At 35.6% G+C, this 25,635-nt stretch carries 27 protein-coding genes and 1 tRNA gene; 17 read left to right on the top strand and 11 right to left on the bottom strand.

From position 1 onward, the window contains the following. Nucleotides 1-78: 78 nt before the first annotated feature. On the bottom strand, nt 79-465 hold the full coding sequence (locus AC27G3_RS05435) for a DUF4389 domain-containing protein (protein ID WP_487119542.1): 387 nt from the start codon (nt 463-465) through the stop codon (nt 79-81). Between the two features lie 277 nt (nt 466-742). Here AC27G3_RS05435 and AC27G3_RS05430 point away from each other — a divergent pair, with 277 nt between their 5' ends. Next, nucleotides 743-1,270, top strand: coding sequence for a peroxiredoxin family protein (locus AC27G3_RS05430; RefSeq protein ID WP_487119540.1), 528 nt, complete (start codon nt 743-745; stop codon nt 1,268-1,270). 14 nt (nt 1,271-1,284) lie between these two features. Beyond that, nucleotides 1,285-1,536: a hypothetical protein gene (locus AC27G3_RS05425; RefSeq protein WP_487119538.1), complete on the top strand. Its 252-nt coding sequence runs from the start codon at nt 1,285-1,287 to the stop codon at nt 1,534-1,536. Nucleotides 1,537-1,620: 84 nt separating this feature from the next. Here the strand turns inward: AC27G3_RS05425 and AC27G3_RS05420 are convergent. From AC27G3_RS05420 to AC27G3_RS05410, 3 genes are all read right to left on the bottom strand, one after another. Next, a tRNA-Pro gene (locus AC27G3_RS05420) sits at nt 1,621-1,697 on the bottom strand. A gap of 125 nt (nt 1,698-1,822) precedes the next feature. Beyond that, nucleotides 1,823-3,505: a DUF3413 domain-containing protein gene (locus AC27G3_RS05415; protein ID WP_487119536.1), complete on the bottom strand. Its 1,683-nt coding sequence runs from the start codon at nt 3,503-3,505 to the stop codon at nt 1,823-1,825. Between the two features lie 75 nt (nt 3,506-3,580). Then, nucleotides 3,581-3,796 carry a YejL family protein gene (locus tag AC27G3_RS05410; RefSeq protein WP_487119535.1) on the bottom strand — a complete coding sequence of 72 codons (216 nt, stop codon included), beginning with the start codon at nt 3,794-3,796 and terminating at the stop codon, nt 3,581-3,583. A 203-nt stretch (nt 3,797-3,999) separates the two neighbouring features. On the opposite strand from AC27G3_RS05410, the gene yejK reads away from it, so the two are divergent. The 6 genes from yejK to AC27G3_RS05380 all read left to right on the top strand — a co-directional run bounded on the left by yejK (nt 4,000) and on the right by AC27G3_RS05380 (nt 9,448). Next, the gene (yejK, locus tag AC27G3_RS05405; protein WP_487119534.1) at nt 4,000-5,148 is read left to right on the top strand and encodes a nucleoid-associated protein YejK; all 1,149 of its coding nucleotides are present in this window, start codon (nt 4,000-4,002) and stop codon (nt 5,146-5,148) included. A gap of 131 nt (nt 5,149-5,279) precedes the next feature. Then, on the top strand, nt 5,280-6,311 hold the full coding sequence (pyrC, locus tag AC27G3_RS05400; protein ID WP_487119533.1) for a dihydroorotase: 1,032 nt from the start codon (nt 5,280-5,282) through the stop codon (nt 6,309-6,311). 14 nt (nt 6,312-6,325) lie between these two features. Beyond that, nucleotides 6,326-7,207: a 6-pyruvoyl trahydropterin synthase family protein gene (locus tag AC27G3_RS05395; RefSeq protein ID WP_487119962.1), complete on the top strand. Its 882-nt coding sequence runs from the start codon at nt 6,326-6,328 to the stop codon at nt 7,205-7,207. Then, nucleotides 7,200-8,042 carry a M23 family metallopeptidase gene (locus tag AC27G3_RS05390; protein ID WP_487119531.1) on the top strand — a complete coding sequence of 281 codons (843 nt, stop codon included), beginning with the start codon at nt 7,200-7,202 and terminating at the stop codon, nt 8,040-8,042. The genes AC27G3_RS05395 and AC27G3_RS05390 overlap by 8 nt, the downstream gene beginning before the upstream one ends. Before the next feature lie 59 nt (nt 8,043-8,101). Next, complete coding sequence (locus tag AC27G3_RS05385; protein ID WP_487119529.1) at nt 8,102-8,884, top strand: substrate-binding periplasmic protein; 783 nt, start codon at nt 8,102-8,104, stop codon at nt 8,882-8,884. A gap of 54 nt (nt 8,885-8,938) precedes the next feature. Then, the gene (locus AC27G3_RS05380; protein ID WP_487119528.1) at nt 8,939-9,448 is read left to right on the top strand and encodes a hypothetical protein; all 510 of its coding nucleotides are present in this window, start codon (nt 8,939-8,941) and stop codon (nt 9,446-9,448) included. A 664-nt stretch (nt 9,449-10,112) separates the two neighbouring features. Here AC27G3_RS05380 and AC27G3_RS05375 read toward each other — a convergent pair. Genes AC27G3_RS05375 through AC27G3_RS05365 form a run of 3 tightly spaced genes read right to left on the bottom strand, consistent with a single transcriptional unit; the run spans nt 10,113 to nt 13,007 of the window. Continuing rightward, nucleotides 10,113-12,467 carry a TOTE conflict system archaeo-eukaryotic primase domain-containing protein gene (locus AC27G3_RS05375; protein WP_487119526.1) on the bottom strand — a complete coding sequence of 785 codons (2,355 nt, stop codon included), beginning with the start codon at nt 12,465-12,467 and terminating at the stop codon, nt 10,113-10,115. A gap of 5 nt (nt 12,468-12,472) precedes the next feature. After that, entirely contained in the window at nt 12,473-12,763 is a 291-nt protein-coding gene (locus tag AC27G3_RS05370) for a type II toxin-antitoxin system RelE/ParE family toxin (RefSeq protein WP_448893208.1), read from the bottom strand. Then, on the bottom strand, nt 12,750-13,007 hold the full coding sequence (locus tag AC27G3_RS05365; RefSeq protein ID WP_487119524.1) for a ribbon-helix-helix domain-containing protein: 258 nt from the start codon (nt 13,005-13,007) through the stop codon (nt 12,750-12,752). Before AC27G3_RS05365 ends, AC27G3_RS05370 begins: the two co-directional genes overlap by 14 nt. A 478-nt stretch (nt 13,008-13,485) precedes the next feature. Between AC27G3_RS05365 and AC27G3_RS05360 the strand changes: the two genes are divergently transcribed. The 4 genes from AC27G3_RS05360 (at nt 13,486) to AC27G3_RS05345 (ending at nt 17,334) form a co-directional block, all read left to right on the top strand. Then, nucleotides 13,486-14,460, top strand: a complete 975-nt coding sequence (locus AC27G3_RS05360; protein ID WP_487119522.1) for a competence protein CoiA family protein — start codon at nt 13,486-13,488, stop codon at nt 14,458-14,460. Continuing rightward, on the top strand, nt 14,457-16,514 hold the full coding sequence (locus AC27G3_RS05355) for an ATP-dependent helicase (protein ID WP_487119521.1): 2,058 nt from the start codon (nt 14,457-14,459) through the stop codon (nt 16,512-16,514). Before AC27G3_RS05360 ends, AC27G3_RS05355 begins: the two co-directional genes overlap by 4 nt. 79 nt (nt 16,515-16,593) lie before the next feature. After that, nucleotides 16,594-16,938, top strand: a complete 345-nt coding sequence (locus AC27G3_RS05350) for a hypothetical protein (protein ID WP_487119520.1) — start codon at nt 16,594-16,596, stop codon at nt 16,936-16,938. After that, nucleotides 16,939-17,334, top strand: a complete 396-nt coding sequence (locus AC27G3_RS05345) for a hypothetical protein (RefSeq protein ID WP_487119518.1) — start codon at nt 16,939-16,941, stop codon at nt 17,332-17,334. It begins immediately after the preceding gene. 22 nt (nt 17,335-17,356) lie between these two features. On the opposite strand, the gene AC27G3_RS05340 is transcribed toward AC27G3_RS05345, so the two are convergent. Then, nucleotides 17,357-17,512 carry a hypothetical protein gene (locus AC27G3_RS05340; RefSeq protein WP_487119517.1) on the bottom strand — a complete coding sequence of 52 codons (156 nt, stop codon included), beginning with the start codon at nt 17,510-17,512 and terminating at the stop codon, nt 17,357-17,359. A gap of 362 nt (nt 17,513-17,874) precedes the next feature. On the opposite strand from AC27G3_RS05340, the gene AC27G3_RS05335 reads away from it, so the two are divergent. The 4 genes from AC27G3_RS05335 (at nt 17,875) to AC27G3_RS05320 (ending at nt 20,213) form a co-directional block, all read left to right on the top strand. Next, nucleotides 17,875-18,477 carry a class I SAM-dependent methyltransferase gene (locus AC27G3_RS05335; RefSeq protein WP_487119516.1) on the top strand — a complete coding sequence of 201 codons (603 nt, stop codon included), beginning with the start codon at nt 17,875-17,877 and terminating at the stop codon, nt 18,475-18,477. Between the two features lie 56 nt (nt 18,478-18,533). Then, the gene (locus AC27G3_RS05330; protein WP_487119515.1) at nt 18,534-19,067 is read left to right on the top strand and encodes a cold shock domain-containing protein; all 534 of its coding nucleotides are present in this window, start codon (nt 18,534-18,536) and stop codon (nt 19,065-19,067) included. Nucleotides 19,068-19,070: 3 nt separating this feature from the next. Further along, complete coding sequence (locus tag AC27G3_RS05325; protein ID WP_487119513.1) at nt 19,071-19,247, top strand: hypothetical protein; 177 nt, start codon at nt 19,071-19,073, stop codon at nt 19,245-19,247. A gap of 147 nt (nt 19,248-19,394) precedes the next feature. Continuing rightward, on the top strand, nt 19,395-20,213 hold the full coding sequence (locus AC27G3_RS05320; RefSeq protein WP_487119512.1) for an HNH endonuclease: 819 nt from the start codon (nt 19,395-19,397) through the stop codon (nt 20,211-20,213). A gap of 408 nt (nt 20,214-20,621) precedes the next feature. On the opposite strand, the gene AC27G3_RS05315 is transcribed toward AC27G3_RS05320, so the two are convergent. Beyond that, nucleotides 20,622-21,416: a CPBP family intramembrane glutamic endopeptidase gene (locus AC27G3_RS05315; protein ID WP_487119511.1), complete on the bottom strand. Its 795-nt coding sequence runs from the start codon at nt 21,414-21,416 to the stop codon at nt 20,622-20,624. Between the two features lie 493 nt (nt 21,417-21,909). On the opposite strand from AC27G3_RS05315, the gene AC27G3_RS05310 reads away from it, so the two are divergent. Continuing rightward, the gene (locus AC27G3_RS05310; protein WP_487119509.1) at nt 21,910-22,533 is read left to right on the top strand and encodes a tyrosine-type recombinase/integrase; all 624 of its coding nucleotides are present in this window, start codon (nt 21,910-21,912) and stop codon (nt 22,531-22,533) included. Nucleotides 22,534-23,336: 803 nt separating this feature from the next. Here the strand turns inward: AC27G3_RS05310 and AC27G3_RS05305 are convergent. Together AC27G3_RS05305 and AC27G3_RS05300 are read right to left on the bottom strand one after the other, a co-directional pair. Beyond that, nucleotides 23,337-23,960: a recombinase family protein gene (locus AC27G3_RS05305; RefSeq protein WP_487119508.1), complete on the bottom strand. Its 624-nt coding sequence runs from the start codon at nt 23,958-23,960 to the stop codon at nt 23,337-23,339. A 149-nt stretch (nt 23,961-24,109) separates the two neighbouring features. After that, nucleotides 24,110-25,411: a methyl-accepting chemotaxis protein gene (locus AC27G3_RS05300; RefSeq protein WP_487119506.1), complete on the bottom strand. Its 1,302-nt coding sequence runs from the start codon at nt 25,409-25,411 to the stop codon at nt 24,110-24,112. Between the last annotated feature and the right edge of the window lie 224 nt (nt 25,412-25,635).

Genomic DNA, 25,635 nt, shown 5'->3' with positions numbered 1-25,635 from the left:
CGATCAAAACATATGGTTTGATCGTTCTAAATTGATAAATACTAGCCAAACAACTAGGTAAATAATTAAGTAAACTATTTACGATGGTTCAGCATTTTCTTGAGGGCCTACATTGGTAGTTTCAATTTCATCGACTTTCTCATCACTGTGCTTTTCATTATTAGGTGTGCTCGTTGGCCAGTCAGAAAATGGAAATGGATAAGCTTCTGTGTTCACCGTTAAAAATTGATTGATGTCGTATAAATAAGTATTTAGTGTTTGTCCAAATTTTATTAATGGCTCATTGGGTTTTTCTGTAAACAATAGTGAAATAAATTGAAATAAACTGATCATCGTTATAATGAACCGACCAAAACCTGCAATAAAACCAAAAAATAACATAGCAATACCTCGTTTCCAGATATTTGTTTTTTGCCAAGATTTTTCAGTTTCTTTGTTGTTTGTTTCAATGTTGTCGCTTGTCATAATGCTACTTCCTTTAATGGTTAATATTAGATTTGTAATGTGACTATTACTTTCACGTTTTAAACTTCATACTAATCATTAAAGCAAAATTGAATCCAAAGTTGTATCTTTCTGAATTTGTTATGTTTATTGTCTTCTATACTTTATTTTAGTTTTTGTCATTCTCACAAAATGCCATTTTTAACCAAATAGTAATCAAATTGATTAAAATAATTATTTTTTGTTTAGCTCTAAATTAGTATTACACTGTAAGTTAAATTCTTTTAGAGTAACTTTTATGACATTTTCATTAACTAAATTTATACCATTAGCCGCATTATTTTTTAGCCTTACTGTGACAGCAACAGATTTAAAAGTTGGTGACACAGCACCAAACTTTAATTTACAAGCGACAAATGGCAAATTCTATCAGTTAAGCGACTATCTCGATAAACAGGCTGTTGTTGTAGCCTGGTATCCTATGGCGAATACACGAGGTTGTACCTTTGAATGTAAATCACTTGTCGAGAAAGGCCACTTAATTAGAGAATACAACGTTAGCTATTTTATGGTAAGTGTTGATCCCCTCGACGATAACAGAAAATTTGCCAAAGAAACCGGTGCAGACTTTCCCATGTTGAGTGATCCTACTAAAGAAACAGCAATTTCTTACGACGTACTGAATTTATTCAACGTAGCAAGTAGAGTGACTTTTTATATTTCCAAAGAAGGTAAAATATTAAAAATAGATGAAGATATTACGCCTAAAACTGCCGCAGAAGATATCGCTGCCAATTTAAAAGCGCTATCAGTCGAAGTACTTTAAGTTAATTATAAAGTATGGCGAAACCGAATAAAAAAGGCCCTAGTAGAACCGTTAACATCTTTTGTTCTAATTGTAATAGTCAACTGTATAAGTATCGTAAAGGGGGCAAGGGGGCTTTAGTAAAATGCTTTAAAGAGCGTATTAACCAAGACTTTACTGTTATTGATTGTACATGCCCTAATTGCGAAAAAGTCTTTGCTAGAGAAGCAATAATAAGAGGTGCACCTGCTTTTAAAATGATTGGCGGCAAAGTTTGGTTTAAATAACTTAATGTTGTACAAATTGAAATGGTCAATACAAAAAAGCCACTTGAATGATTTTTTCAAGTGGCTTTTTAAATAGACTTAATATGGTCGGAGTAGCAAGATTCGAACTTGCGACCTCACGTCCCCCAGACGCACGCGCTACCAAGCTGCGCTATACCCCGAATTGCAAGCTGGGGAATTCAATTGCTTGCGATGTGTATAATAATGATTTATTTGGTCAATGCAACGAAAAAGACAGGATCTAATTCTTTTTGTTGTTTAAATAAGCATTTATAAATAAATTACACTACTTCTCGTCTATGTTGCTATAACGCTTAATAAAATTAACGCCATCGATCATTAATGGGAAATCAGAACTTTCAATAATAGGTGCGGCTAATTGTCGAGAGTAACTTTGAAAATTACCATTTTGATCTACAAATACCGATTTATCTTTATTAAAAACCATAATGCCATCTTTCATGCTGTTCGCGATAACTCTATCCTTATTAAGCATTAATAAGTCAGTACCATTTGCATAGGCATATGCTGAGTTATTTAAAGAACAACCTAACCAGTTTTTCATTAATGTAGGCTGTAAATCCATATGACTGGTTAAACTATCAATTTTATTACTTTTAGCGTCTGGCATAATCAGCAAGGCGGGTTTAATTGTTAAACTTTTATCAAAACTGTCATTTCCAATTGAGCTCACCCAAACGATATCCTGACTCGATTTTTGCTTTTGGGCTAAAAGTAGGGCATCCATAAACAATTCAAACTGGTATTGATTGTTTTGAGGAAAGTAAATTAAATGAACCCCTTGTTTAATATTATTAAGCTTATCAGCAAAAACTAAGCTCGATATATCGGTGAGTTCTGTTTTTTGAGTAAATAAATAGTCAAACCAAAGTTCAGACGAATGCTCACCAACTTGCTCACCAATAATTGTTAAGCTTGTTGCTAATGCTTGCTTATCTAGTTGCTGAAAAAGTAACGGCTTAACTTTTTGCTGCTTTATTTCTTTTTGATAAATAGAAGGCAAGCTAAAAAACAAGTTAAACCAAGAGTCTTTATTTAAAGCACTATCAATATGATGATTAAGCTTTAAAGTGGCCCCATGTGCCCGGTTAGCAAATTGTTCTTGGTGCTTTTTAGTTAATAAGTCATTGGTAAGTACAATAAACACAGACTGCTGATTGTTTGCTTTGCTTTGGCACTGATTCTTTTCAATTGTTGGATATAGAGGTACGTCACCGGTAAATGATAACGGGCTAGTTATCCGCTCGTTATAATCTTTAATGTCAAACATTTGGTATTTAGTTAATAACGTTTTTGCGGTAAGAGGGTACGACAAAGGTAATACCGTATCTTGACGAAGAATGTCATAGTCTAATTTCGCGTCTGCCCATATATGGGTTATATGACTGAAAAAGAACGCAACCACAAGGCCCATACTTACGTTTCGAGCAAATACAGTTTTTTGTAATTGCTTTAAATGTTTCCAAGCATAATTACTAATGGCTAATTCAAAAGTTAAAATAACCATAAATAAAATTAAAGACACTATACCAAAAAGTTGAGTATCTCCTTTAATCTCACTGGTAATTAAATCAATAATTTGAGAGCTAGATGAAGCATTTAAATGATAACCTAAACGGCTATAAATAAAGGCATCGAGCACTAAAAGCAGTAAACCTAAGGTAAATATGACAGAGGCGGTGGTACGAATAAATCGAGTATTTGGAAATAATAAGGTGATCGGGAATACTATTAATACAAAACTAATAAAAGTAAGAAAAGCCATATGGCTTGTCCAAGTCGTTAATAAATAGAAATAACCGATTAATGAATCGGGACTTGATTCATTAAAAAAATATAAAGAAGATAAGGTTATTGCCGCAACAATATTAAAGAAGGTAAACCAATGACTCCAGCTAATTAAAGGCAGAAGTTTTTTACTGTATTTTTTAGAATCGAAAGCGACCATTAATAAATATTCTTAAAATTATAATTAATATTAAAGCGATAATAGCTATTATCGCTTTGTGTAAAAGCAAAACCTCTATTTTTCAATAGATTGTTTTAAAGCGGCAGAAAAGTTATCTACAATTTCTTGGCGCTTATTTTCTGGTATTTTACTGTTTATAACTTCCGTAATGGTATTTCCTAAACACATTAAGGCTAAATCGGGTGTGGCTTGTTCTTTAACTAAAACATCAAACAGTTCTTGAATGATTTTTTCTACACGTTCGTTAGAATATTTTGAAACTATAGGCATAAGGAGTTCTTATATAATCAATAAGTTAATAACGCAGTATAATAACACAAGGACATTAGCGCTTCATCTGCAAATATACATTTTCATTGCAGTGCTTTCACTGGACTGAACAGGGAAGTATTCGCTACAATAAGCGACAAATTTATCGCGCTTAAAAAGACGCTTTTCTATTACTAAGCAAAATAAGGCCACATAAAAATTCTATGAGCTTAATCATTTCAAATATTGCCCTGCATTTTCTTTCTAAACAAGAAGAAACAAACGAAGCTATTATTAAACTAGGACCTGAATCACTCACGGTTGGCCCAAAAATACAAAATTTTATTGATTCATTGCATACCATATATAATGCAAAGGGTAGTAAAGCATACGGCCAATTTTCAGACATGCCAAGTGAAGGTGATTCGGCACGTTTTGTTGATATAATGGAAAGTTATTTAGGCGATTCGCAGCCGTTTTATGACTTTAGTTGTCAAGCAGCTAATTTATTGAAAAATGAAGTGAGTAAATACGACTTAGGTGAAATGGGCTATTTAGTGGTTTGTCACTATGAATACTTGGGAGGCAGGTATCTGCTTATTGCAATTATTCCAATCTCAGAGCATTACTCTGTAGACGGTGAATTGAATATTTCTGCTGACCAACACCTTGACACTAACCGTTTACAACTTGCTGCAAGAATCGATTTATTTGATTACCAACAAAACCCTGAAAGTAATCGTTATATTTCTTTTATAAAAGGTAGAGCTGGTCGTCAGGTTTCTGATTTCTTTTTAGATTTTTTAGGTTGTGAAGAAGGTTTAAATGCTAAAGCTCAAACCCAAACTTTAGTGCAAGCCGTTGAAGATTTTGTTAGCGTTACGCAACTAGACAGTAATGAAAAGCAAGAAACTCGTAAAGAGTTGCTCAGTTACTGTAAAGAGCAAAAGTCTACGTCTCAAGATGTATCACTACAAGAGTTAGGAAAAGTTATCTCTAAAGAAGATAGTGGACAAGACTTTTATAAATTTTGCCAAGAACAAGCTTATCAAATCGAGGAAACTTTTCCTCATGATCAAACGGTAGTTAATAAAATTACTAAGTATTCAGGATACGGTGGAGGTATTAGTTTAAGTTTTGAACGAAGTCATTTCGGTCAGGATGTGGTTTATAATGCTTCAAACGAAAGTATTACAATTTATAAAGTCCCACCTAACTTAAAAGACCAATTATTAGCATTGATTCAAAGTGAAGCAAAAGAACAACAAGCTCCTCAAACATCGCAGATAAGCCAAGAACATAATCCAGCGACTGCGTTAAATACTGAAGCAGATACTATTGACTCAAATACGGATTCAGAACAAAGCGAATAAGCGTGTAAATGATCATTTTAATGACACGTTGTGGTAACGCGATACCACAAAAATTAATACAAAGCTCAATATAATACTTAATTAACAGTGACATAGAAAAAAGTGATTTGCTATGTCTAGGAAGATAAAAAATGACAACTTTAACGATAAAACGACCCGATGATTGGCATGTACACCTTAGAGATGGTGCGGCTTTAGCAACAACAGTTAACGATATTTCACGTTATTTTGGTCGTGCCATTGTCATGCCTAATTTAGTGCCGCCTGTTACCAATGCTAAATTGGCGACAGAATATCACCAACGGATTATGACAGCGAAAACCACAGAAACAAATTTTCAGCCACTCATGGTTTTATATTTAACAGACCAAACGAGCGAACAAGATATTGTTGAAGCAAAAGAATCAGGCTTAGTGTTTGCTGCAAAACTCTATCCTGCTGGAGCCACAACAAACTCAACGTCGGGGGTAACTAATATTGCAAATATTTACGCTGTATTAGATAAAATGGAAGAAGTAGGCATGCCACTACTTATTCATGGTGAAGTTACCGATAACGATATTGATATTTTTGATCGCGAACAATTATTTATCGAAACTATCTTAACGCCATTAGTGGCTAAATATACCAAACTAAAAATAATTTTAGAGCACATCACCACAAAAAATGCGGTTGATTTTGTTAAGCAAGCGGGTAGTAATGTTGCAGCAACAATAACCGCCCATCATTTATTGTTTAATAGAAATCATATGTTAGTGGGAAATATTCGTCCTCATTATTATTGTTTACCTATTTTAAAACGTAATATTCATCAACAATCGTTAATTGAAGCGGCAACAAGTGGTAGTGCTAAATTTTTCTTAGGTACTGACTCTGCACCACATGCAATTCATGCTAAAGAATCAGCTTGTGGTTGTGCGGGCTCTTATACTGCTCATGCGGCAATTGAATTATATGCTGAAGTTTTTGAACAAGCTAACGCCCTCGATAAGCTAGAAGCGTTTGCCAGTTTAAATGGCCCAAATTTTTATCAGTTACCCGTTAATGAAGAGACGATTACCTTAGTTAAAACGTCTTGGCTTGCTCCTGAATCAATTAATTTTGGAGAAAGTGTTGTTGTACCTATTCGCGCCAACGAAGAAATTATGTGGCAAGTAAAATAAGGGATATTTAAGTGATGCAAATGTTTGTTAACGATTTAACCGTGATCGACTTTTCTTATCTATGCAAAAATAGAGGCATAGTCGGAGAAAGCTGGATTGTAGATGTGCTACTTGAAGGTAATTTAAATGAAATGTCGATGGTGTTAGATTTTGGTGTTGTTAAAAAGCAAATTAAGTCGATTATAGATGAAGCGGTTGATCATAAGTTATTATTGCCGAGCTTAGAGTCGGCGTTAACCGTATCAGATTCTTCTGTTAATCTTGGTCACGAGTTTGTCGACTTCACCTCAAACGTGGGTAGCTATCATTTACAATCTCCAGCATGTGCATTTGCAAAAGTGGATAGTGTAATAATTGATATACCATCAGTGACCAAGCATTTAACTACAATTATTCTCCAACAATTACCAAGTAATGTGCAAGGACTAACGATAAAGCTTAGGCCTGAGAATATAAACAGCGATTACTATCATTATACTCATGGTTTGAAATTACATGATGGTAATTGTCAGCGTATTGCCCATGGTCACCGTTCTACTATTCAAATATTTGAAAACGAAAAACGCTCATCAAGTCTAGAGCAACAATGGTGTAAACGATGGCAAGATATATATATTGCTAGTGAGTGCGATCGAATTGAGCAGGATCAAATACAACTTTCTGCTTTAGCAATGGATAATTTGAAACCCGATCACCATTTTTTTTCTTATCTTGCTCCTCAAGGACGCTTTGATATAGCAGTTCCCGCCAATATTTTAGAAGTCGTTGACTGCGATTCAACTGTAGAATTACTGGCTGATTGGATAGCAAGACAACTGAAAATTCAACAGCCTCAAAGCACATTTAAAGTTGTCGCTTTTGAAGGCGTAGGTAAAGGAGCAATTGCACATGCCTAACTATTTACATGCAAAAACGCTCACTAAGCATGCATTAATACTGACTTCATTACTTTTAGCACCAACACTCAGCGCTGAAATCTTATTGTCGGGTGAAATAAAGCAGGGTGGTTTGGTGGTCGGCAAAACCAGTGCAGATAACGCCGTATATCTAAACGATAAAAAATTAGCCTTATCTTCAAATGGTGACTACGTTTTTGGTTTTGGTCGAGATGATGAAAAACAATACACTTTAGTGATTACTGAGCCTGATGGTTCAAAAGAACAACGTAAATTTACCCCTGAAAAACGTGTATATCAAGAGCAAAGCATTACGGGTATCGCTAAAGCGATCATGAAACCAAATCCAGAAGCAGTCGCTCGTTCACAAAAAGACAACAGCCAAATAAGAGCCGCTAGAAAAATATCCAGCGAATTAACCGATTTTTCTAAAGGGTTTATTGCCCCAATTGAAGGCGTTATCACTGGAGTTTATGGTAGTCGTCGAATTTACAATGGGGTGAAAAAAAGGCCGCATTTTGGTTTAGATTATGCGGGAGATGTGGGTGATCCAGTGAAAGCTCCAGCGGCAGGTAAAATAACGCTTTATGTGCCTGATATGTTTTATTCTGGTGGCACTATGATAATTGACCATGGTAAAGGTATCAGCTCTACTTTTTTGCATTTAAGTGATGCTTATGTCAAGGTAGGAGATAATGTAAAACAAGGTCAAGTTGTTGCTGCTGTTGGTAAAAGTGGTAGGGCTACTGGACCTCATCTCGATTGGCGAATTAATTGGTTTAGCACTCGCATAGATCCTGCTTTAGTGCTTAAAATCAAACCTATTAATAAATAAAAGTACAATACCTACTCTAATTAATTAGCTGAACAATTTAACTGATCCATAAGTGATATATGAAAAAATGTTTATTATTAACGCTTTTATTGGCGTTTAACAGTTCAGCTTATAATATCCCTAAAAAAATGGATTCTTATACTTATTCTGTAGGCTGGGAACTATGGTATCCATATCAATATCATAATAAAAATCAGGTACTTGTAGGGTTAGATTTTGATGTTTTTAATGCAATTGTTGAAGAAGCTAATATAGATGTTACTTTCACTGAACTCCCATGGAAACGGCATTTACAATACATAAAAACAGGCGAAATGGACATTGCTATGGGCGCTTCGCATACAGCTGAAAGAGAAGAAACCGCCTATTTTTCTATTCCTTACCGACTTGAAACCGTGAACCTTTTTGTTAGAAAAGGCACATCAGATAAAATTAAGCTTAAGAATTTAAGTGAGCTTTCGCATTCGGATTATTTAATTGGCGTTGAAGGTGGTTATTTTTACGGTAAAGAATATCAACAACTAATCACAACAAAAGAGTTTTATACCCATATAAACGATGTAATAGATTTAGAGCAAAATGTTTCATTATTGCTAAAAGGTCATATCGATGGCTTTTTAGTAGATCCAGTAACAATGAAAGCTTTTGCACAAAAGTATTCACTCCAAGAAGCGTTTGAAGTTCATCCCTTAAAAATCTATCAAGCAAATATTCATATCATGTTAAGTCGTAAATCATGTAATCCTGAAATATTGAACCGCATTAATAACGCTATCACCAAATTAAAAGAAAATGGCGAAATGGCTAAAATCATTAACCGTTGGACAGTGACACATCAATAACATGATATGTGCATTATTTACTTTTCACTTTTGCTAGAACATTTACGGCGTACTATGAAGTTAACTAAATTATTTTTTATATCACTTGTTTTTTTATCATCAAAAGCAGTTTCTTCTGATATTTATGAATGTAAAATTAAGGAAACCTATGTGCCTGGAGAAAATGCAGAGATTAACAAGTATCCATCCGATGAATTCAAAGGTAAGACTATCGTTTTCAATAAAGTCGATTATACCATAGATGTTAATGGCGAGGGCGATTTGCTCCCCATACAATCTGATAATAGTATTATTGCAAGCTCTATGAAAGATAAGGTGTTAAATACGCTAGTTTTCTTAACTCCTCAGGATGGAAAAAAGGCCTATGAGATTTCTTATGTATATGAATTTAAGTATCTGTCTGAAACTAGAAAAGGTATCGCTAATCTCTCAATTTATGAATTTTATAGAAAAAGTGGAAGTCTGCATGAAGGGAACGATCACACTAATACCGCACCATTTTGGTATAAGTCTAATGGGCTTTTGCATACAGGGTTATGCTCTGACTTAAATCCATCTAGGTAATGATATAAACAAAAGATAAAATTTGATTAGTATTAAATGCTGATTTACTTAATAAACTAAGTTTATATTCTACGAGTGTTAATCCAAGTTAAGAAGTAGATCTTGTGCTTTTTAGTTTCAAGGACTTACGAAGATTTTGCAAAGATCCTTTTCTACTATTTCCAAACTAACAGTTAGATCTTCATAGCGTTTGCAAGTTAACGACTAGAACTTCAATGCCAAACTAAGAAATACTACACATAGCAAGGGCTGCGAGAAATCGCAGGTATATAAATACAATATATACAAATGCTAATAATGTCTAGGTTAAATAGCTAAGTTTGAAAGGGGAAATTAGTTGGGGGTTGTCGAAGGGAGGTTTAATCTACTAACGGCTCTAAAGGGGGAGATCTACATTGAAGACGAAATTGTAGTAGTTTTCGGTATGTAATTGTACTAGCTCTACAAAGCAGATATTCGTTAACATATCTTTGCCTCAACATTAGTCAGAAGAGTATGTGATACTTAATCTATTTCTCTCAATACGAATGCTCCAGTGTATAAGTACCTCTTACCTTTAAAACACATCAAATACAGAGGGTTAGCTTATTTTTTCAAGGTGCTTCTAAACAGCAAATATTTTTTTGAAAACATAATCAACCGATTTACTCAAGTATTCTAGCTATCAAAAAGTAACTTCATAGCCCAGCGCTTTATAACCTTTTTCTCTTTTTGAAAACATGCGTTTAAGTGTAGGGAAATTATCTAAATAATCATAAACTTGAACAGAGTGTTTATTGCTCCACTCTCGACCTATACGCCCAGCATATTGAGCAAGTATTCCTTTCCAAGCAATAGGTAAAGTAATAAACAAAGTATCTAAATAAGGCATATCAAAGCCTTCACCAACATATTTACCCGTTGCTAGAATAACTTGCTTATCATTCGCTAGATCTTTGTTATCTTCAAGTTGTGCTATGCGTTCTTTACGCTGTTTAGAGGATATGGAGCCATGTAGTTCTACAACTGACAAACCAGCATTCGTAAGCATTTCTGATAACAATTCAATATGTTCTTTTCTTTCAGTCAAAACCATCACTGCGCGTTTATCTGTAACAGCAGCAATTATATCATTTACTATATGTTGATTTCGTTCTTGGCATTGTACTAAGTGTTTATAAACCTGAGAAATATGAGGTTTAGATTCAGGTTCAAGCCATTTTTCAGGAAAATTTGTCGGTGTTTCAGTAACGATAACTTGCTGGTTTAACATTACGCTAGATTTAATGCCTTTATATACAATATTACCTAATTGAAAGATCATCAATTTTTCTAAGCCATCTTGTCGTTTTGGTGTTGCGGTAAACCCGTGAATAAATTTAGCATGACAAGATTTGATTAAGCTTTCATAATTTGATGCTGGTAAATGGTGGCATTCATCAATGATGATCTGACCGTATTTTTCAATATATGGCTTGATATCTATGCCATTACGGCTAACCATGCTTTGATAAGTAGCAACATCAATCTGATAAGTTAGTTTCTCTTTACCACCGAGTAACGAACCAACTTCAACATCTTTTATAAATACTTTGATACGCTCTAGCCATTGATCTGCCAACTGACGACTATGCACCAAAATTAGTGTATTAACTTTGCGTTTAGCAATCAACGCGAGTGCGGTTACAGTTTTTCCAAACCCAGTAGACGCTTCAAGAATACCGACCGTTGAACCTAATAATGCATTAACAGCTTTATTTTGCTGGCTCTTTAACTTACCTGTAAATTTGACTTTGATCAGTTTGTCACCTACAAAACGTTTATCATCTTGAGTTACTAAGATATTTTGTTCTGACAATTTAGATTCCACATCTTGCAAGCAACCACGAGGAAGAATTAAGAACTTCCCTTCAATGTGAGCCGGACAGATATACCTAGGTATGCCAATCGTTGATAATCTTAACGCTTGTCGTTTGAAAAATTCGGGGTTAGAGAATACAGCTAAATGCTTCAATCTTGATGTTAATTTTCCGGGAAGTTTGTCAATTGGAATATAAAGTTGATCAGCAATGACTAGTGTTATTTCTTCAGGGCAATTAGTAATGGAGTCACTATTTATGTGAGGCAGTTTCTTCCATGGTGCGTCTGTTAATTCGTCGCTTATTTTGTCATCAAACAATGACACTTTATCAAGTAAGTCATCTAATTGTTTGCTATCGATTTTCTTTATTGAAGCAAGCTTTGCCCATTGATCTTTATACGCTGTTCCTGAGCTATCAATGAAAATACTATTTCCTTGCTTTCTTGGTATTAGTTGCAACGGTAAAGCAATCAAATTACCAAAACCTCCTTCTGGCATCACATCTTGATTTGGAAATAAACGATCAAAACAGGTGAACGACAAAGCAGGATACATTTCCATTGCTTTAGTTAATAAGACGTTACCTAGCTTTCTTGCTTTTGATGCTTCAACAGGTTGAGCAAAGAAAATCCATACATGGCCGCCATTACCACTTCTAGACCTTTCAACGATATGGTGTACTTTATAAAACTCGCAAGCTTCAGCGAAAGCATGGACTGATTCAATCCAATCTTCTTTATCAAAATCTGCTGCCAGTATGTGAGTTGTATTATCTTCTAGAAGTGGATAGATACCAATTGTTTGATTCCCTTTAAGGTGGTCAAATATTGACTGTTGATCATATTGCTTAAAATTTTGATTCGAACATTCAGTGCAACTTACGCGCGGCTTATTACAGATCTTAGGTTTCCATTCATTCCAACAGGCCGGTGAATAACCGCTTCTGCCATTTTTAGACTCCCACCTAAATGGATAGACATCAATTCTACCTTTAAAATATGAAATGAATAAATCGATTTTCGCTTCTGGTGAGACATGTTGGTTGAAGTGTTTAGCAAGCTCAATTTCTTCCTCAGCCAAGATCTTATTTCGCTCATTTATCAGTAGCTCTTTCTCTTCAACAAGTTGTCGAAGTCTACTATCTATTTGCGATAATCTTTTTTTCTGTGAGCTAGACAAATTGATTACTCAAAAGCTGTTGCTAAGTTTTCAGATCTTAATATTCGCATAATATCGACACAGTCGTTTGAAATCATGTAGTAAACGGTATGTTTGCCATAAACACTGCGCCGATACCCTGAACGTATATAGTCCACAGCTTGATAATGAAGTGGATTTTCAGCAATGGACTGAAATTTAATAATTAAACCATCAACATATGATTTGGCTTTTGATAAACCAAAGTTATCAATACCATATTCGAAAAGCTGTTCGAAATCCTTATCCGCAGCACTACTTAATTTATAGTTCGCCATTAGCTTGCTTTCGTGCAATTACTGCATTAACAATATCTTCTGCTGAACGAGAGCTAAAGCCACTTTGTTCGGCCTTAATAAGCTCTTTTTTAATAATATCAATTTCATTAGAGCGTGCTTGTTCTTTTCTAATCAAATCACGTAACAACTCACTATCGCTTGCATAGTTTCCTGTAGCAAGTTGCGATTGCAACCACAACTCTTGTTGATCAGTTACAGTGATACTTTTCTTTACCATAGCCATAATAGACACCTCGTAAGTATATATTCCTACTTTATACTACCACATATAAGTTCAGTACGGAATATTGAAGGTTAGACTTAAAAGTTACTATTCAAAGACAAAGTGATAAGAAAATGAGTAAGGTATTGGCCTTGACCAATAATCCATCTAGATGGTTATTATGATTGGCGAAACAGCCCCGCTAAAGTTATCACCGAATCAGAGCTAATGTTATATCGACGAACTAAGGCTTTGTTTACTTAAGTAACCATTAGTGGACTAAAAGAAGAGCATCAGAAAACGCACCCGTTTGCTCAAAACAATTAAGATGATTTAAACCCTTGTAATTTATAAATCAAAATAATGAGTCTGGTGATTTATAAAATATGGACTATTAAATTAGAATTAGAGGTTTTAGTGGCTATTACCGTTGATAAAATCCATATTTAATGAAAAGATTAACTTATATAGAAATACAGTGTTCATGGAAGAGTAGTAAATGGTAGTTTCTTCTGCCCAGTACGCCTATGCGAATGATTGCTCAGGTGTGTTGACCCACATATCAAATGTTATAAAGCATAACTCATATACTTGTCCTGGTTGTCGTGAAGAAATGGTCGCGGTCAAAGGTAAAGTTAACGTTCATCATTTTCGTCATAATAATGCGACTTGTAGTTACGAAAGCTACCTTCACAATGCAGCCAAAACTGCTTTTTATAATAGATTTAATGATTTAAAAGAGCCTATAGCCCTTATTCTGAAAAGAGCTATAACTTGCCAGAGTAAAAAGAAGTCGTTTTTACAGGATGACAGTATTAGTTGTACTAACTTGGTAGAAGCCAAGTTCAACCTTCGAAGTTTATTTAATGAAGCGAATCTAGAGCTATACGATAAGAGCACAGGCTTCACCCCAGATGTCATGTTGGTTAATACTGATAATGACAGCAAATGTTATATCGAAATTTTTGTTACGCATGAATGCACGGAAGAAAAGATTGCTTCTGGTATTCCAATCATTGAAATATCAGTGAATGATGAAAATGATATTAAGTATATTCAAGAGTCTGACTTTTCTATCAACGATATTAACATCTCCTTATATAACTTCAGCGCAAAAGAAAAATCAGTTCAAGAGTGTCATCAAAACTGTAGTTTAACCTCTCACAAGTTTGAAACTTGGACTCTAAGTGCCAGTGGTCGTTTAAACAAAATCGAAAAATCGTTTAACCATCTATCAGAAGACGAGCTTTCGCTTAACAATTGTTGGCCGGTTACTCTAGATAAGCGTATTAAGACGGAAAGCATAATCAATTTAGTAAAAGAAATGGATCCAGGAAACATCTATTCAAATTGTTTAAAATGTACTAATGCTTCAGCTTGGGACGATGGACAAGTTAGTTGCACAATAAAACACAGTAGCGTGCCTTATACAGAAGCTAAGGTCTGTAAGCATTATAAAGTAGTAGAAGTATGAGTAAGAAATTAACAAAAGAACAAAGAAAGATAGCAGAACATATCCATGGTCATGCACTAGTTAAAGCCGTACCTGGTAGTGGTAAAACAACTACATTGATAATGCGTGTTACTAACTTGCTGACGAAAGGCATTCCCCCTCAAAGCATACTTATCCTAATGTATAACAAGGCAGCACAAATAAGTTTTCAAGAAAAGCTTAACATTGCAATTAGCAAACATAACTTAGCCTACTATCCAGAAGTAAAAACATTCAACAGCTATGCTCTTAAGTTAATTAACGAAGCGCAAAAAATAAATTTAATAAGACGAAAAACGCTTATCACGCCCGAAGATTATAAATACCAAGGTTTATTAAGAGAGTGCTACTTATTCGGAAACCAAATCGAAGGTAGTTACGTTGATAACAATGATATCGAGAAGTTAGAGTTAAACATTTCAAACTGGCGCTTAGAAGAATTGACGCCTAATGATTTAGAAAATGATCCTAATTACAAAGATGTGGATACAAACAATAAACGCTCATACCGAAAGTATTGTGAGTTATTGGAGCAATATAACCTTAGAACCTTTGATGATTCATTGATTGAGGCGGTTCAATTACTTCGTTCTAATCAATTCCCAACTCCAATTTTTAGTCAAGTAATTGTTGATGAATATCAAGATGTTAATTACATACAGAATGAATTAATAAAAGGAATAACTCAGCAAAGTACAAGCGTAATGGTTGTCGGAGATGTTAACCAGTGCATATATGAGTGGCGAGGCAGTCGCCCCGACTTTATTGAAGGAATATTTGAAAGAGACTTTAAACAAAGCACAGTTTACAACCTGTCATATACCTTTAGATATGGCCACCAATTAGCGTATGTCGCTAACTCTGTTATTAGTAAAAACAAGGTTGATAATAACTATTCAGATGATAGTTTTTGCATAAGCCATCCTAACAATGCTGATACTGAAGTTTCAATTCACCAAGGCGGGAATCTCCTAAAAATCCTACAGTATTGTGAAAAAAACTCTACAACCGACTCTACTGCAATTATTGCAAGGTCTAATGCAGATCTTATAGAGCCCGAAATTGTTCTTCAACTACTAAACTTGCCTTATAGCGTAAAGACATCTAAACAAAAACTTGTTTCCCGACCTGAAATTACACTACTTGCGTTATTAATGTGTTTAGCCATAGATGGTGACTTTCATCGAGTAACCCCAATTAAAAGTTTTAAGCCATTAATAAAGAATTTTCTCAAACAGCTTGGATTCAGGTTGCCAAAAGGTATGCTCAATGAGTTAACTGAGGCCATTACAAAGGATCAAACGCAATTTTATAAAGTCATTAAAGATTCTGTCGATTTAAAACATAGACTTAACCACAAGATATTTAATTCACTTAAAGATATACAGAATTCATTTAAAGCTGAAGATGATGCCTCAGAGGTGTACAAATTCATCAATGAGAAGGACCTATTTTCAAATATTAGTGAATCATCAATTCTGCGTAGAGAATCAAACGATCAACTACGCGGTATTAGCTTTATGCAGCAACTTTTGAATACCTTCCAAATTACGATTACTGATTTATTAACTATCCTGATTACACCAAAAGAATATCAAGAAGATAATGTGAAATACCATTTAACTACTATGCACGGCTCTAAAGGCTTGGAGTGGGATAACGTTATTATCATCGGCTTAGAAGATAACGCTTATCCAGGGATAAGCAATGAACCATCAGTACCAAAAGAATTAGCGTCTTTGCAAGCGAAAGCTCATGATGAACTTAAAGAGGAAAGGCGGTTATTTTATGTAGCAATAACAAGAGCAATAAAACATTTACACCTAATTGTCCCTAAAGACAGAGTCCTAGATGATTGGAACCGAAAAGGCTGGTCTTCAACGCCAAAAAAGGAAATTGAAGCTACACGATTTGTCTTTGAGATGGATACGGTTATCGCTAATGACTTAATAACTAAAATAAAAGAGCCTAAAGCTCAACTAAACCTTTCTCCTCGCTCTAGGCTATATCTAGCAAAACTATCTAGTGCCTCTTAGGTTTTTAGTGCTGTATATATTTACAGTTCACGTGGTTTGACCTATGATTAGTTAACTCCAATTAATCATAGGGTTCCTCATGAATAACAAACTGACAAGCCAAGTCAAAGAGATTAAAGGAAAGTTGCTCCTAGAGTTGCCATCACAAGTGATTGAAAAGCTGTCCGTTTCTCAAGGCGATAACGTAGAGTTTGGTATAGGCAAGCAGGTTAATTTATTGAAAAGTCATAACACTGATGTGCCCGATGATATTTATGAACGCGTATTAGATACCGTCAAAACAGATGAGTTAGTTTATCAATGGCTAAACGTTAAAAGACAGTTTTTTCTGGGAAAAGCGGCAATTGAGCTGATTTCAACTGACGAAGGAAAGGATAAAGTATTTGAGCTATTGGATAGATTGGCTATGGGAGATATCTCATAAATGATTACAAATACTGCAAACAAATATTCACCAAGTATCAATCATAGCGCTGCTTTTAACCTGGGTCTGAATATTCTTAAAAAGTGGGGTTGCTCTGAGTCACAAAAACAAGCTATTTTAGGTGTTTCAAAAGACACTTTTACTCTGTTTTACACTGACCCTGTTAATGTTGAGCTGACTAACGACCAACTTGAACGCATTAGTTATCTTGCTAACATTCATAGCTCGCTTCGAGCGCTGTTCTCAAACCCTAAAAACGTATATGGCTTTATGAGCATGGTAAATAATAATCCATATTTTAATGGTAGAAGCCCATTGTCTTTAATATGCAGTGGAAATTTCGGTATTTTGTATGAGGTTTATAAACGAATTGATAGCATGAAGAGTGCGATGTAAAACCAGTGTTCGTTTCCACCAGTTATTTTAAAAACTGAAGCTTTTCATGTGTATCAAGTGTTTTAACCAAGTCAGGTTGCATGTATTGATAAACATCTTCGATAGTTAAATTCTCAACTTTGTCTAGATAATATTTGCCGGCATACTCTTCAATCCTTTGTAAATGCATAGTCTCCATTGCGAACACCTTATCAGCCCAATCTAAAAGTTCTGTAGTACAAACTGTTGTTCCGTGCTGCTTGCAATACTTTTCACTAAGCCCAGCTGATTTATAGCTGTGCTCTGGGTAATTTTCACGAAAGTGGTCCTCAGTAGTTCTAGAGCGCTGGATGTTAGCAGTGCATAGGAATAAAATTTTCATAAGGTAATTGCATAAAAGCGTAAGGTTTATATCAATGATACTACCAAGTTCGAATATTAAAACCTATAACACCTATAACACCAAACAGTTTCCGTGCTGCATTTACAGCAATAGAATTTATCCTTAAGATGACTAACAAATAGAAGCAGTAATCTTTATTAAGCAAACGAGAACAGCCAGTGGAAGAGCTTAACAATAACATCTCGTTTTATAGTGATAATGCAACAGCATTATTTGACCAATACCAGTCACTTTCATTTGATGTCGTTCATCAATCTTGGCTCAGTTCTATAAACTTATCAAAATACAAAACAGCGTTAGATATCGGGGCTGGAAGTGGGCGAGATGCATTAGCTCTGCACGATATAGGGTTATGCGTTACCGCAATCGAGCCAGCACAACCCCTTATGGATAAAGGGATAGCTCTAACTGGCGATAAAGTCAGCTGGAAAAGTGATACTTTGCCCGAGTTACCTTCTTTAAATGAAAATACCTACGATGTAATTCTAATAAGTGCTGTTTGGATGCACTTATCCAAAGAACAACAGCGCCAAAGTTTAAAGCGATTAAGTACATTATTAAATGATGAAGGCATACTCGTTATTACCTTAAGACACGGTGAGTTCAATGATGGAAGAAAGGCATTTGATGTAAATAGCACACGTTTAATCGAAGGAGCAAAAGCGTTAAATTTAACCGTGCTACACACAGATAACGACACAGACCAACTTAATCGTCCTGATGTTTGTTGGGAAACTGTAGTTTTTACACGTAAGTCTTAGATTTTACTATTGTTCCTTGGTACTATTTCATCATTAAAGATGAAACAAGGATTGTGATGTACCGAGGTCAGTTAACGAAATGGGATAATGCCAAAGGATTTGGCTTTATAAAGTGTTCTGAATTAAAGCAAGACACCTTCATTCATATCTCTGCGATCAAGCATATGAGCAGAAAGCCTAAGCAAGGCGACTTCATTCATTTTGATGTTGAGCAGCATAAAGGGAAGTCTAGAGCGACCGATGCTCGTATCGAAGGCGTAAAAGCGAATTCATCCTTTAAGGTTTCCAAAAGTTATAAACCTCGCTCAGGCAATAAATTTATCTATGCTGCCGTCATTGTCGCAATCGCAGCATTCACGTTTCAGCACCTTGATTTAGGTAAAAGCAACCAAACACCCCAAACACAATTTACACCAACGCCAATACCAACAAAGATTACTCCAACACAGCACTTTACCTGTGATGGACGACAGCATTGTAGCCAAATGACATCTCGTGCAGAAGCAGAGTTTTTTACCAAACATTGTCCTAATACAAAAATGGATGGAGATAATGATGGTATACCTTGTGAAAACGATTCAAGGTTTTAACTAATGACACTGGCATTCTATAACGACAAACTTCAGAGTATTAGACCTGATAAATCATCTGGCAGAGCCAAGCCTCATAAGGTTTGTATGATGTTTGCTGTTATGGACTTAATCGAACAAGGTCATATTCAAGATAACCGTATTTACTATGATGAAACACTGAAGAAGCGCTTTAGCTGACACTTTTTAAGATTAAAACAGGGCAATGATGCAGATAGCCCGTTCTTACCGTTTTATCATTTAAAGTCCTCTGGGCTTTGGCACTTAGATGTATCACATGAGAATAAACCTGCGTTTGATTCAATCAAATCAGCAACAGATGCCAATATGCGCAAGCTTGTTAACTTCGCACACCTTGATGATGCATTATTTGAATACCTCAAAAGCCCAAGCACTGCGCCAATACTTAGAAATGCGCTAACAGCAAACCTCGATACACTTGAAGACCAATATGGACGCTGGGCTAAATCTATTGGTAAATCAGATAAAACCATTAAAAACTATGTTGGTGCGCTTAAAAACTCAACCCCTAATTGGTTAAACGATGCCGGTGTAACTAAACAAAGCTTACTTAGCGTTGGCTCGTTTGTAGAATACGAGAATATCGTCAGTAAAACCTATGAAGTACGAGAGTTTGTTGAAAAGGATAAACGTGGCAATGGCATGTATAGCGCAGCCATTAAAAGCTATAGAGCCTTTTTATCAGACATCACACAAGCCGAAGTACAACATGATATTGATGAAATCATCCTAGATAAGACCATTCCTGATACGCAAAAAGCCGTCATGGTAAATACTCGTGTAGGGCAAGGTCGATTTAGAGAAGATTTGATTAACCATTGGCAGGGCTGTGCGGTTACTAAATTTCAACACTACTCGTTTTTAATCGCATCACATATTAAACCATGGTCTAAATCAGACAATGAAGAGCGCTTAGATCCATTCAATGGATTATTGCTCCTGGCCAATATCGATAAAGCGTTTGATTTGGGTTATATCAGTTTCGATGATCGGGGTCGTATATTGATATCCGATCACCTAGAGGAATATCAAGCGCTTGGTATTAAAACTGATATGAATGTGTTGCTTGCTAAACAGCATCAGGATTATTTGGCGTATCATCGTGAAAAGCAATTTAAGCAGTAAATTTAATGTGCAGTAGTTGATACATAACCTGTCACTTTTCAATTTTGTATTCGAACTATTCTTACAGTTTATCAGGTCAGCAAAGAGCTTACACCAGCCCCTCAAACATGTAGTGATTTTTAGTTAAAACTGTTCCTGATATGTTTATGATTTTACAAAAGCTAACGTCAGCTAATGGCTAGCTGAAGAAGTTTTTAATTATCAGCCTTATGGCAACAAAGATATGATAGTGGACATTAGCCTTGGCTAACGTAACGACAAGTGATCCGACAAAACGGTCATTAGTATCAATGAATACCTTATGACTTCATTTAACCAAATATAGTCATTCAACCCTAATTATTTATTTTTAAATTGTTTAGTTTATGTGCATCTTGTTTACGAATATCTAACCAATAATACTTGATGCTATCGACCTAAATAGCGCGGTTTAGCAAGATAAATTTCGACAAGCATTACACCTAAAACAAATAAAGATACTTGAAGATACAATGAAATTTCATTAACGGTGAAAGGGGTAACATTTTCATTTAATTCGAACGCCCAAAGGCCGTCTGCATATCGCGTTTTTTCGCCAGCGTAAGCCTGTATCAAATTGACTCCTGCGTGAAAACCGATAGGTACGGCGAGACCTTTTGACCAATATGCAAGGACTCCATACAAAAGCCCCCAAACTGCCGGTCCTGTGATGCTATCAAAGGCTAACCCATGATAAAGCCCAAAAGCTAGCGAAGATACATAGATGGCTGCTCTTATTCCAATGGCAGTCTCTAATTTCTTGAGGAAATATCCCCTAAATGCAATTTCTTCCATCACCGCAAGTAACAAAAACGATAAGAAAGCGAGAAGGGTAATTGACATAATATCCACATCGTCAACACGTACAACTTCCAAAGGTGTAAGACACAGATACAGAAGATAGATACAGCCAAAAAAGGTCATTCCGGCAGCAAGACTAACGATAAACCGAATGGATGAACCAGCTTTAAAGGTCATACCCAAATCTGAAAAGGTCAACCTATCATATTTAAGAAATAGATAAGTTATTCCAACCATTGCAATGCTCACAATGCCAGCAACGCTCGATCCATGCAGCCAATTAGGAGTGCGAGGCATGAAGGCTCCAAGGCCATTCATCACAAGCTCAAATAGTACCCAAAACAAAAAGGCCGTAACAATGATAGCAATTCTGGGTTTTGTCATATCATTGTCCCTTCTGAATGCTGAATCAAAACGATTACTTAGACCAGTTAAAGTTAAACGAGCTTGCTATAGAATAGACAAAGTTAAACGAGCTTGCTATAGAATAGGCAAAATAAACCTTGCTCATCTTTCATTTTGTTGGAGTCGTGGTCGCCTTTTGCGAATAATGAGCCTTTATTCTATTCAGCACTGAGCCGATAGACAGAAGCGAGCACAAACGCGTATGATAAAAATATTCTTAGGTATGGGGACTATTTTTCAAATACACCCTTTAGATTCTTAGGGCTAATGAATCTAATGTCGGATTTCTTGTCATAAACATAAGGAAAAAAAATGTCCGGTTATCGCTCTGAGTTGCCGTTGGTATCCCAAAAACTAAGGTCAGCTTATGGCTAGTTGAAGCATTCCTCACTTACATACGCATAATGTTTGCTATCAATAATTTTTTTGTTTCCAGCCATACTTATAGTCCCTTCAAGAAAGGAGAACTATTATGTATAACAGCAAGTCAACTTCACGAAAACCCTGCTGGAATAAAGGCAAACTAGTTGGTCAAAAACTTCCCCTAAAACTCGAAGAAATATGGTCAATTAGAATAAGGTTAGAGCTGGCAAATAATCTGCGAGAATTAACGATGTTTAATTTGGCATTAGACTGTAAGTTACGTGCCTGTGATTTTATTAAACTAAAAGTTTTGGATGTTGCTCATGGCTCTACTATACAGTCCAGAGCTATGCTTATTCAGCAGAAAACAGGTAGTTCAGTTCAATTTGAATTAACCGAGAAAACTAGAAAATCACTGCAAGAATGGATAGCACAAAAATCGCTTAGTTCTGGTGATTATTTGTTTGGCAGTAGAGTAAAAAAAGGCTTTCATCTAACTACTCGACAATACGCAAGGATCGTTAAAAAATGGATTTCAAGTATAGGTTTAGATTTCACTCTGTATGGTACTCATTCCATGAGACGAACCAAAGCTTCTTTAATCTACAAGAAAACAAAAAATTTGAGAGCGGTTCAAATACTACTGGGGCATACAAAACTAGAGAGCACGGTTCGTTATCTTGGTGTTGAAGTAGATGATGCGCTTGAGCTTTCGGAAACCACTGATATTTAAATCAAACTGAAGGCATGGACGCCTTCTTCAATGATACGAATGCGGAAATTTCACTAATTCGTTTTTATGACTTATGTGTGCTCAAAGCGGAATAAAATTTTTGATATTGAGAGTGTTTGTCGAGGTAAACTGAGCACCCGTTAGTTGACCTTAGACATTCGACAGCAGAATTGAAGATCATTAGGAAAGCGGACGTTCCCCAAATCGACTTTGATGCTAATTTCATGATCAAAAAAGTAAAATAAAGTTATAGAACAAGAACAATCTCTATGACTGCTGAAAGCTCAAAGCTGCCGTTGTAATTTCATCTCAGAACACTAACTGATATGAAAAAAATTATAAACTTTGACAGCTAATAAACTAAACTAAACCGCAATCCCTTTTTTAGTAAGCATTTCTAGTACCATTCCAGAGTATTCACTAGCTTTATTTGCTAACTCAATAAGTTGTTTTTCCAGTAGCTTTTTTAATACTGAATTTTGTTGACTTTCATATCGTTCAACAAGATTGTTAACTTCCTCAATTCTTTCGATTTTGTTAAAAATAAGAGGGAGACGCTCTTTCGAATTAAGTTGTAATATTCTGACACTAATTTCAGCCCTTTCATTTCCAGCTTTCCATGCTGTAATTGTGTGACTGGTCCTAATTCATGAGATTTTTCCATCAAGAGAGCTTTACGGATCTAACTTGTAGAATGATTGATATTTTTATATTTCGAAATTTCAGTCGTATTAACTAGGATTCAGTCAGCAAACTTAATGATCACTTGTAGGGGTTTTGTGCCCATCCCCTCGAAATTAACCTTAGCCTGAGTTTTTAAGCTTTTTTCTAACTCTAATTACCGTGCTTCGACTTACGCCAACAGCTTCTGCCGTTTTGTTAATGCTAAAACCAACTTCTGTAAATGAAGCTATTCGTTCATGTACTTCTAAATCTGGTTGACGACCGTGATAAAGTCCTTTTTGTTGTGCTTTCACGATACCTTCTTTTTGTTTACGTTCTCGCTCGCGGTATTCTTTATACGCACTGGCCGCTAAAATTTCTAGCAACATGTTATTAATAGCGCTAAGTATTGACCTCATAAAATCATCACTTGGAAAACTCCCAAATGTTAAATGACTTGTTGGTAGATCTAAACTAACAATATTTATTCCTTTTTCATTTATTGATGCTACCAACGTTTTCCAATCTTCAGGACTTAACCTTGTTAAGCGATCAATAGATTCGACTAACAGAACGTTACCAGACTCAGATTCATCTAGTAAACGAATGAGTTCAGGTCTATCAAGAGAACTCCCAGATTTATTTTCTATATAAAAAGAAGCTATTCGTTTGCTGAAGCCAGAAGCGAACTTTTTCAATGAGCTTTTTGCTCTATTGGCATCTTGTTCGGTTGTCGATGCTCTTAAATATGCTCTTATGAACATTTATACCTAAGTAGGTTTATTTAGATGGTGTCACATCATATAGGTTTATTTAAGTAGTGTCATTAGGTAATTGCTTATGATAAATTGATAGCGCCTTATGGGTACACTTAAATAAACCATAGTTCAAAGAGTTTTATGTAAGCTATTTTTTACAGTAGATCAGTATTTAGCTCTGATACTGTTTTAGTCACACTCTCTGCTCCCACTTTTATTTCAGACATGATTCCAGCAATAGTTTCCACTTGATTTAGCCCCGCACTCGTCACATTAGCTACCTCTACCATAGTGTTTGATGCTTCTTCTGTTAATTTTTGGTTATTAGTAACAACCATTCCTATTTCTTCTGTCGAAGCACTTGTGCGTGCTGCAAGCGTCCTCACTTCATCTGCCACTACAGCAAAGCCCCTACCTTGCTCTCCAGCCCTTGCTGCCTCTATTGCTGCATTTAGTGCGAGTAAGTTAGTCTGTTCAGCGATAGAGCTAATAGTAGATACAATATTAGCGATATTCTTAGACTGCTCATTTAGTGTACCAATCACCTTCATTGCTTTATCTACATGCTGAGAAATCTGATTTGACGTTGCAACCGTTTGCTCAAGTTCTCGCACACCTTCTGACGCAACTTGCTCGGTTTCTACCGCTGTTGATTGTGCAATTTCTGTTACATGCATTACTAGTTGTTCTCTTTCTACTTGCTTAGATACATCACTCGCAAATTTGATAATCCTATGAACATTACCCTCTGAATCAAAAATGGGGTTATAGGTCGCTTCTATCCATATTGATGCACCCGATTTAGCTTTACGTTCAAAGCGCCCTGAAACAAAATTACCAGCAGCAAGGTTTTGCCAAAAATTTGGGTTTTCATCATAAAAACGTTGATCGCAGAAAATTCGATGGTGCTTGCCCTTAATTTCAGGTAACTGATATTCAAGCGCTGTAAGAAAATTATCATTAGCCGTCACGATATTTCCATAGCAATCAAACTCAATAACCGCTTGCGACCGATTTAAGGCATCAACTATGGACAATTTGTCTTCAACTTCAATTTTTTCAGCTGTAATATCTGAGGCAATCTTTACCACCTTAACTACTTCACCATTCTGGAGCACAGGGAAATACGAAGCACTAAGCCAAAGCTTATCTCCCTCCTTGTTATACCTTAAAAACTGCCCTGTTTGTCCTTTTCCAGATGACAAAGACAGCCAAAATTCGCGATATTCAGTTGTTCGTATTAACTCATCAGAACAAAAAATCTGATGATGCTTACCGATTACTTCACATCTAGAATAGCCAACTAACTCTAAAAAAATATCATTAACATCAATAATTTCACCTTTGGGTGTAAATTCTATCTTCGCAACAGAACTTTCAATAGCTGTTATTAGTGACGTTAATTTCAATACCTGCTCTTCAAGCTCTGAAATCTTCAATTTAGACTTACCAAACATTATAGTTCCCATGTTTATTTATATGAAAAAACGTTTAAACAACATTTTATTTAGAATTACTGTTTTAGCATAGCATAGCATAAGTATTTTTATATCATGTATATAAATAGTATGACCGCTTTGGTGGCTTAGTTCACACTCGAACTTAGCTGCTTATTGGTAAAAAGTTATTATCAAACGAGACCTGTATTCAACTAAGGGGAACGTCAGCTATCTGGAAACTC

The sequence above is a fragment of the Colwellia sp. SU-HH01217 genome (genome assembly GCF_057543495.1).
The sequence above is the reverse complement of the archived record's forward strand: the minus strand, read 5'-3'. Positions and strand labels throughout refer to the sequence as shown.

Bases quoted from the DNA above. Each gene is read 5' to 3' on its own strand.
- AC27G3_RS05415 (WP_487119536.1), bottom strand. From the start codon at position 3,505: ATGGTCGCTTTCGATTCTAAAAAATACAGTAAAAAACTTCTGCCTTTA.
- AC27G3_RS05330 (WP_487119515.1), top strand. From the start codon at position 18,534: ATGTACCGAGGTCAGTTAACGAAATGGGATAATGCCAAAGGATTTGGC.
- AC27G3_RS05355 (WP_487119521.1), top strand. From the start codon at position 14,457: ATGAGTAAGAAATTAACAAAAGAACAAAGAAAGATAGCAGAACATATC.
- AC27G3_RS05435 (WP_487119542.1), bottom strand. From the start codon at position 465: ATGACAAGCGACAACATTGAAACAAACAACAAAGAAACTGAAAAATCT.
- AC27G3_RS05315 (WP_487119511.1), bottom strand. From the start codon at position 21,416: ATGACAAAACCCAGAATTGCTATCATTGTTACGGCCTTTTTGTTTTGG.
- AC27G3_RS05380 (WP_487119528.1), top strand. From the start codon at position 8,939: ATGAAGTTAACTAAATTATTTTTTATATCACTTGTTTTTTTATCATCA.
- AC27G3_RS05395 (WP_487119962.1), top strand. From the start codon at position 6,326: ATGCAAATGTTTGTTAACGATTTAACCGTGATCGACTTTTCTTATCTA.
- AC27G3_RS05430 (WP_487119540.1), top strand. From the start codon at position 743: ATGACATTTTCATTAACTAAATTTATACCATTAGCCGCATTATTTTTT.
- AC27G3_RS05300 (WP_487119506.1), bottom strand. From the start codon at position 25,411: ATGTTTGGTAAGTCTAAATTGAAGATTTCAGAGCTTGAAGAGCAGGTA.
- pyrC (WP_487119533.1), top strand. From the start codon at position 5,280: ATGACAACTTTAACGATAAAACGACCCGATGATTGGCATGTACACCTT.
- AC27G3_RS05325 (WP_487119513.1), top strand. From the start codon at position 19,071: ATGACACTGGCATTCTATAACGACAAACTTCAGAGTATTAGACCTGAT.
- AC27G3_RS05370 (WP_448893208.1), bottom strand. From the start codon at position 12,763: ATGGCGAACTATAAATTAAGTAGTGCTGCGGATAAGGATTTCGAACAG.
- AC27G3_RS05425 (WP_487119538.1), top strand. From the start codon at position 1,285: ATGGCGAAACCGAATAAAAAAGGCCCTAGTAGAACCGTTAACATCTTT.
- AC27G3_RS05345 (WP_487119518.1), top strand. From the start codon at position 16,939: ATGATTACAAATACTGCAAACAAATATTCACCAAGTATCAATCATAGC.
- AC27G3_RS05320 (WP_487119512.1), top strand. From the start codon at position 19,395: ATGCGCAAGCTTGTTAACTTCGCACACCTTGATGATGCATTATTTGAA.
- AC27G3_RS05410 (WP_487119535.1), bottom strand. From the start codon at position 3,796: ATGCCTATAGTTTCAAAATATTCTAACGAACGTGTAGAAAAAATCATT.
- AC27G3_RS05385 (WP_487119529.1), top strand. From the start codon at position 8,102: ATGAAAAAATGTTTATTATTAACGCTTTTATTGGCGTTTAACAGTTCA.
- AC27G3_RS05305 (WP_487119508.1), bottom strand. From the start codon at position 23,960: ATGTTCATAAGAGCATATTTAAGAGCATCGACAACCGAACAAGATGCC.
- yejK (WP_487119534.1), top strand. From the start codon at position 4,000: ATGAGCTTAATCATTTCAAATATTGCCCTGCATTTTCTTTCTAAACAA.
- AC27G3_RS05340 (WP_487119517.1), bottom strand. From the start codon at position 17,512: ATGGAGACTATGCATTTACAAAGGATTGAAGAGTATGCCGGCAAATAT.
- AC27G3_RS05350 (WP_487119520.1), top strand. From the start codon at position 16,594: ATGAATAACAAACTGACAAGCCAAGTCAAAGAGATTAAAGGAAAGTTG.
- AC27G3_RS05360 (WP_487119522.1), top strand. From the start codon at position 13,486: ATGGTAGTTTCTTCTGCCCAGTACGCCTATGCGAATGATTGCTCAGGT.
- AC27G3_RS05310 (WP_487119509.1), top strand. From the start codon at position 21,910: ATGTATAACAGCAAGTCAACTTCACGAAAACCCTGCTGGAATAAAGGC.
- AC27G3_RS05365 (WP_487119524.1), bottom strand. From the start codon at position 13,007: ATGGCTATGGTAAAGAAAAGTATCACTGTAACTGATCAACAAGAGTTG.
- AC27G3_RS05390 (WP_487119531.1), top strand. From the start codon at position 7,200: ATGCCTAACTATTTACATGCAAAAACGCTCACTAAGCATGCATTAATA.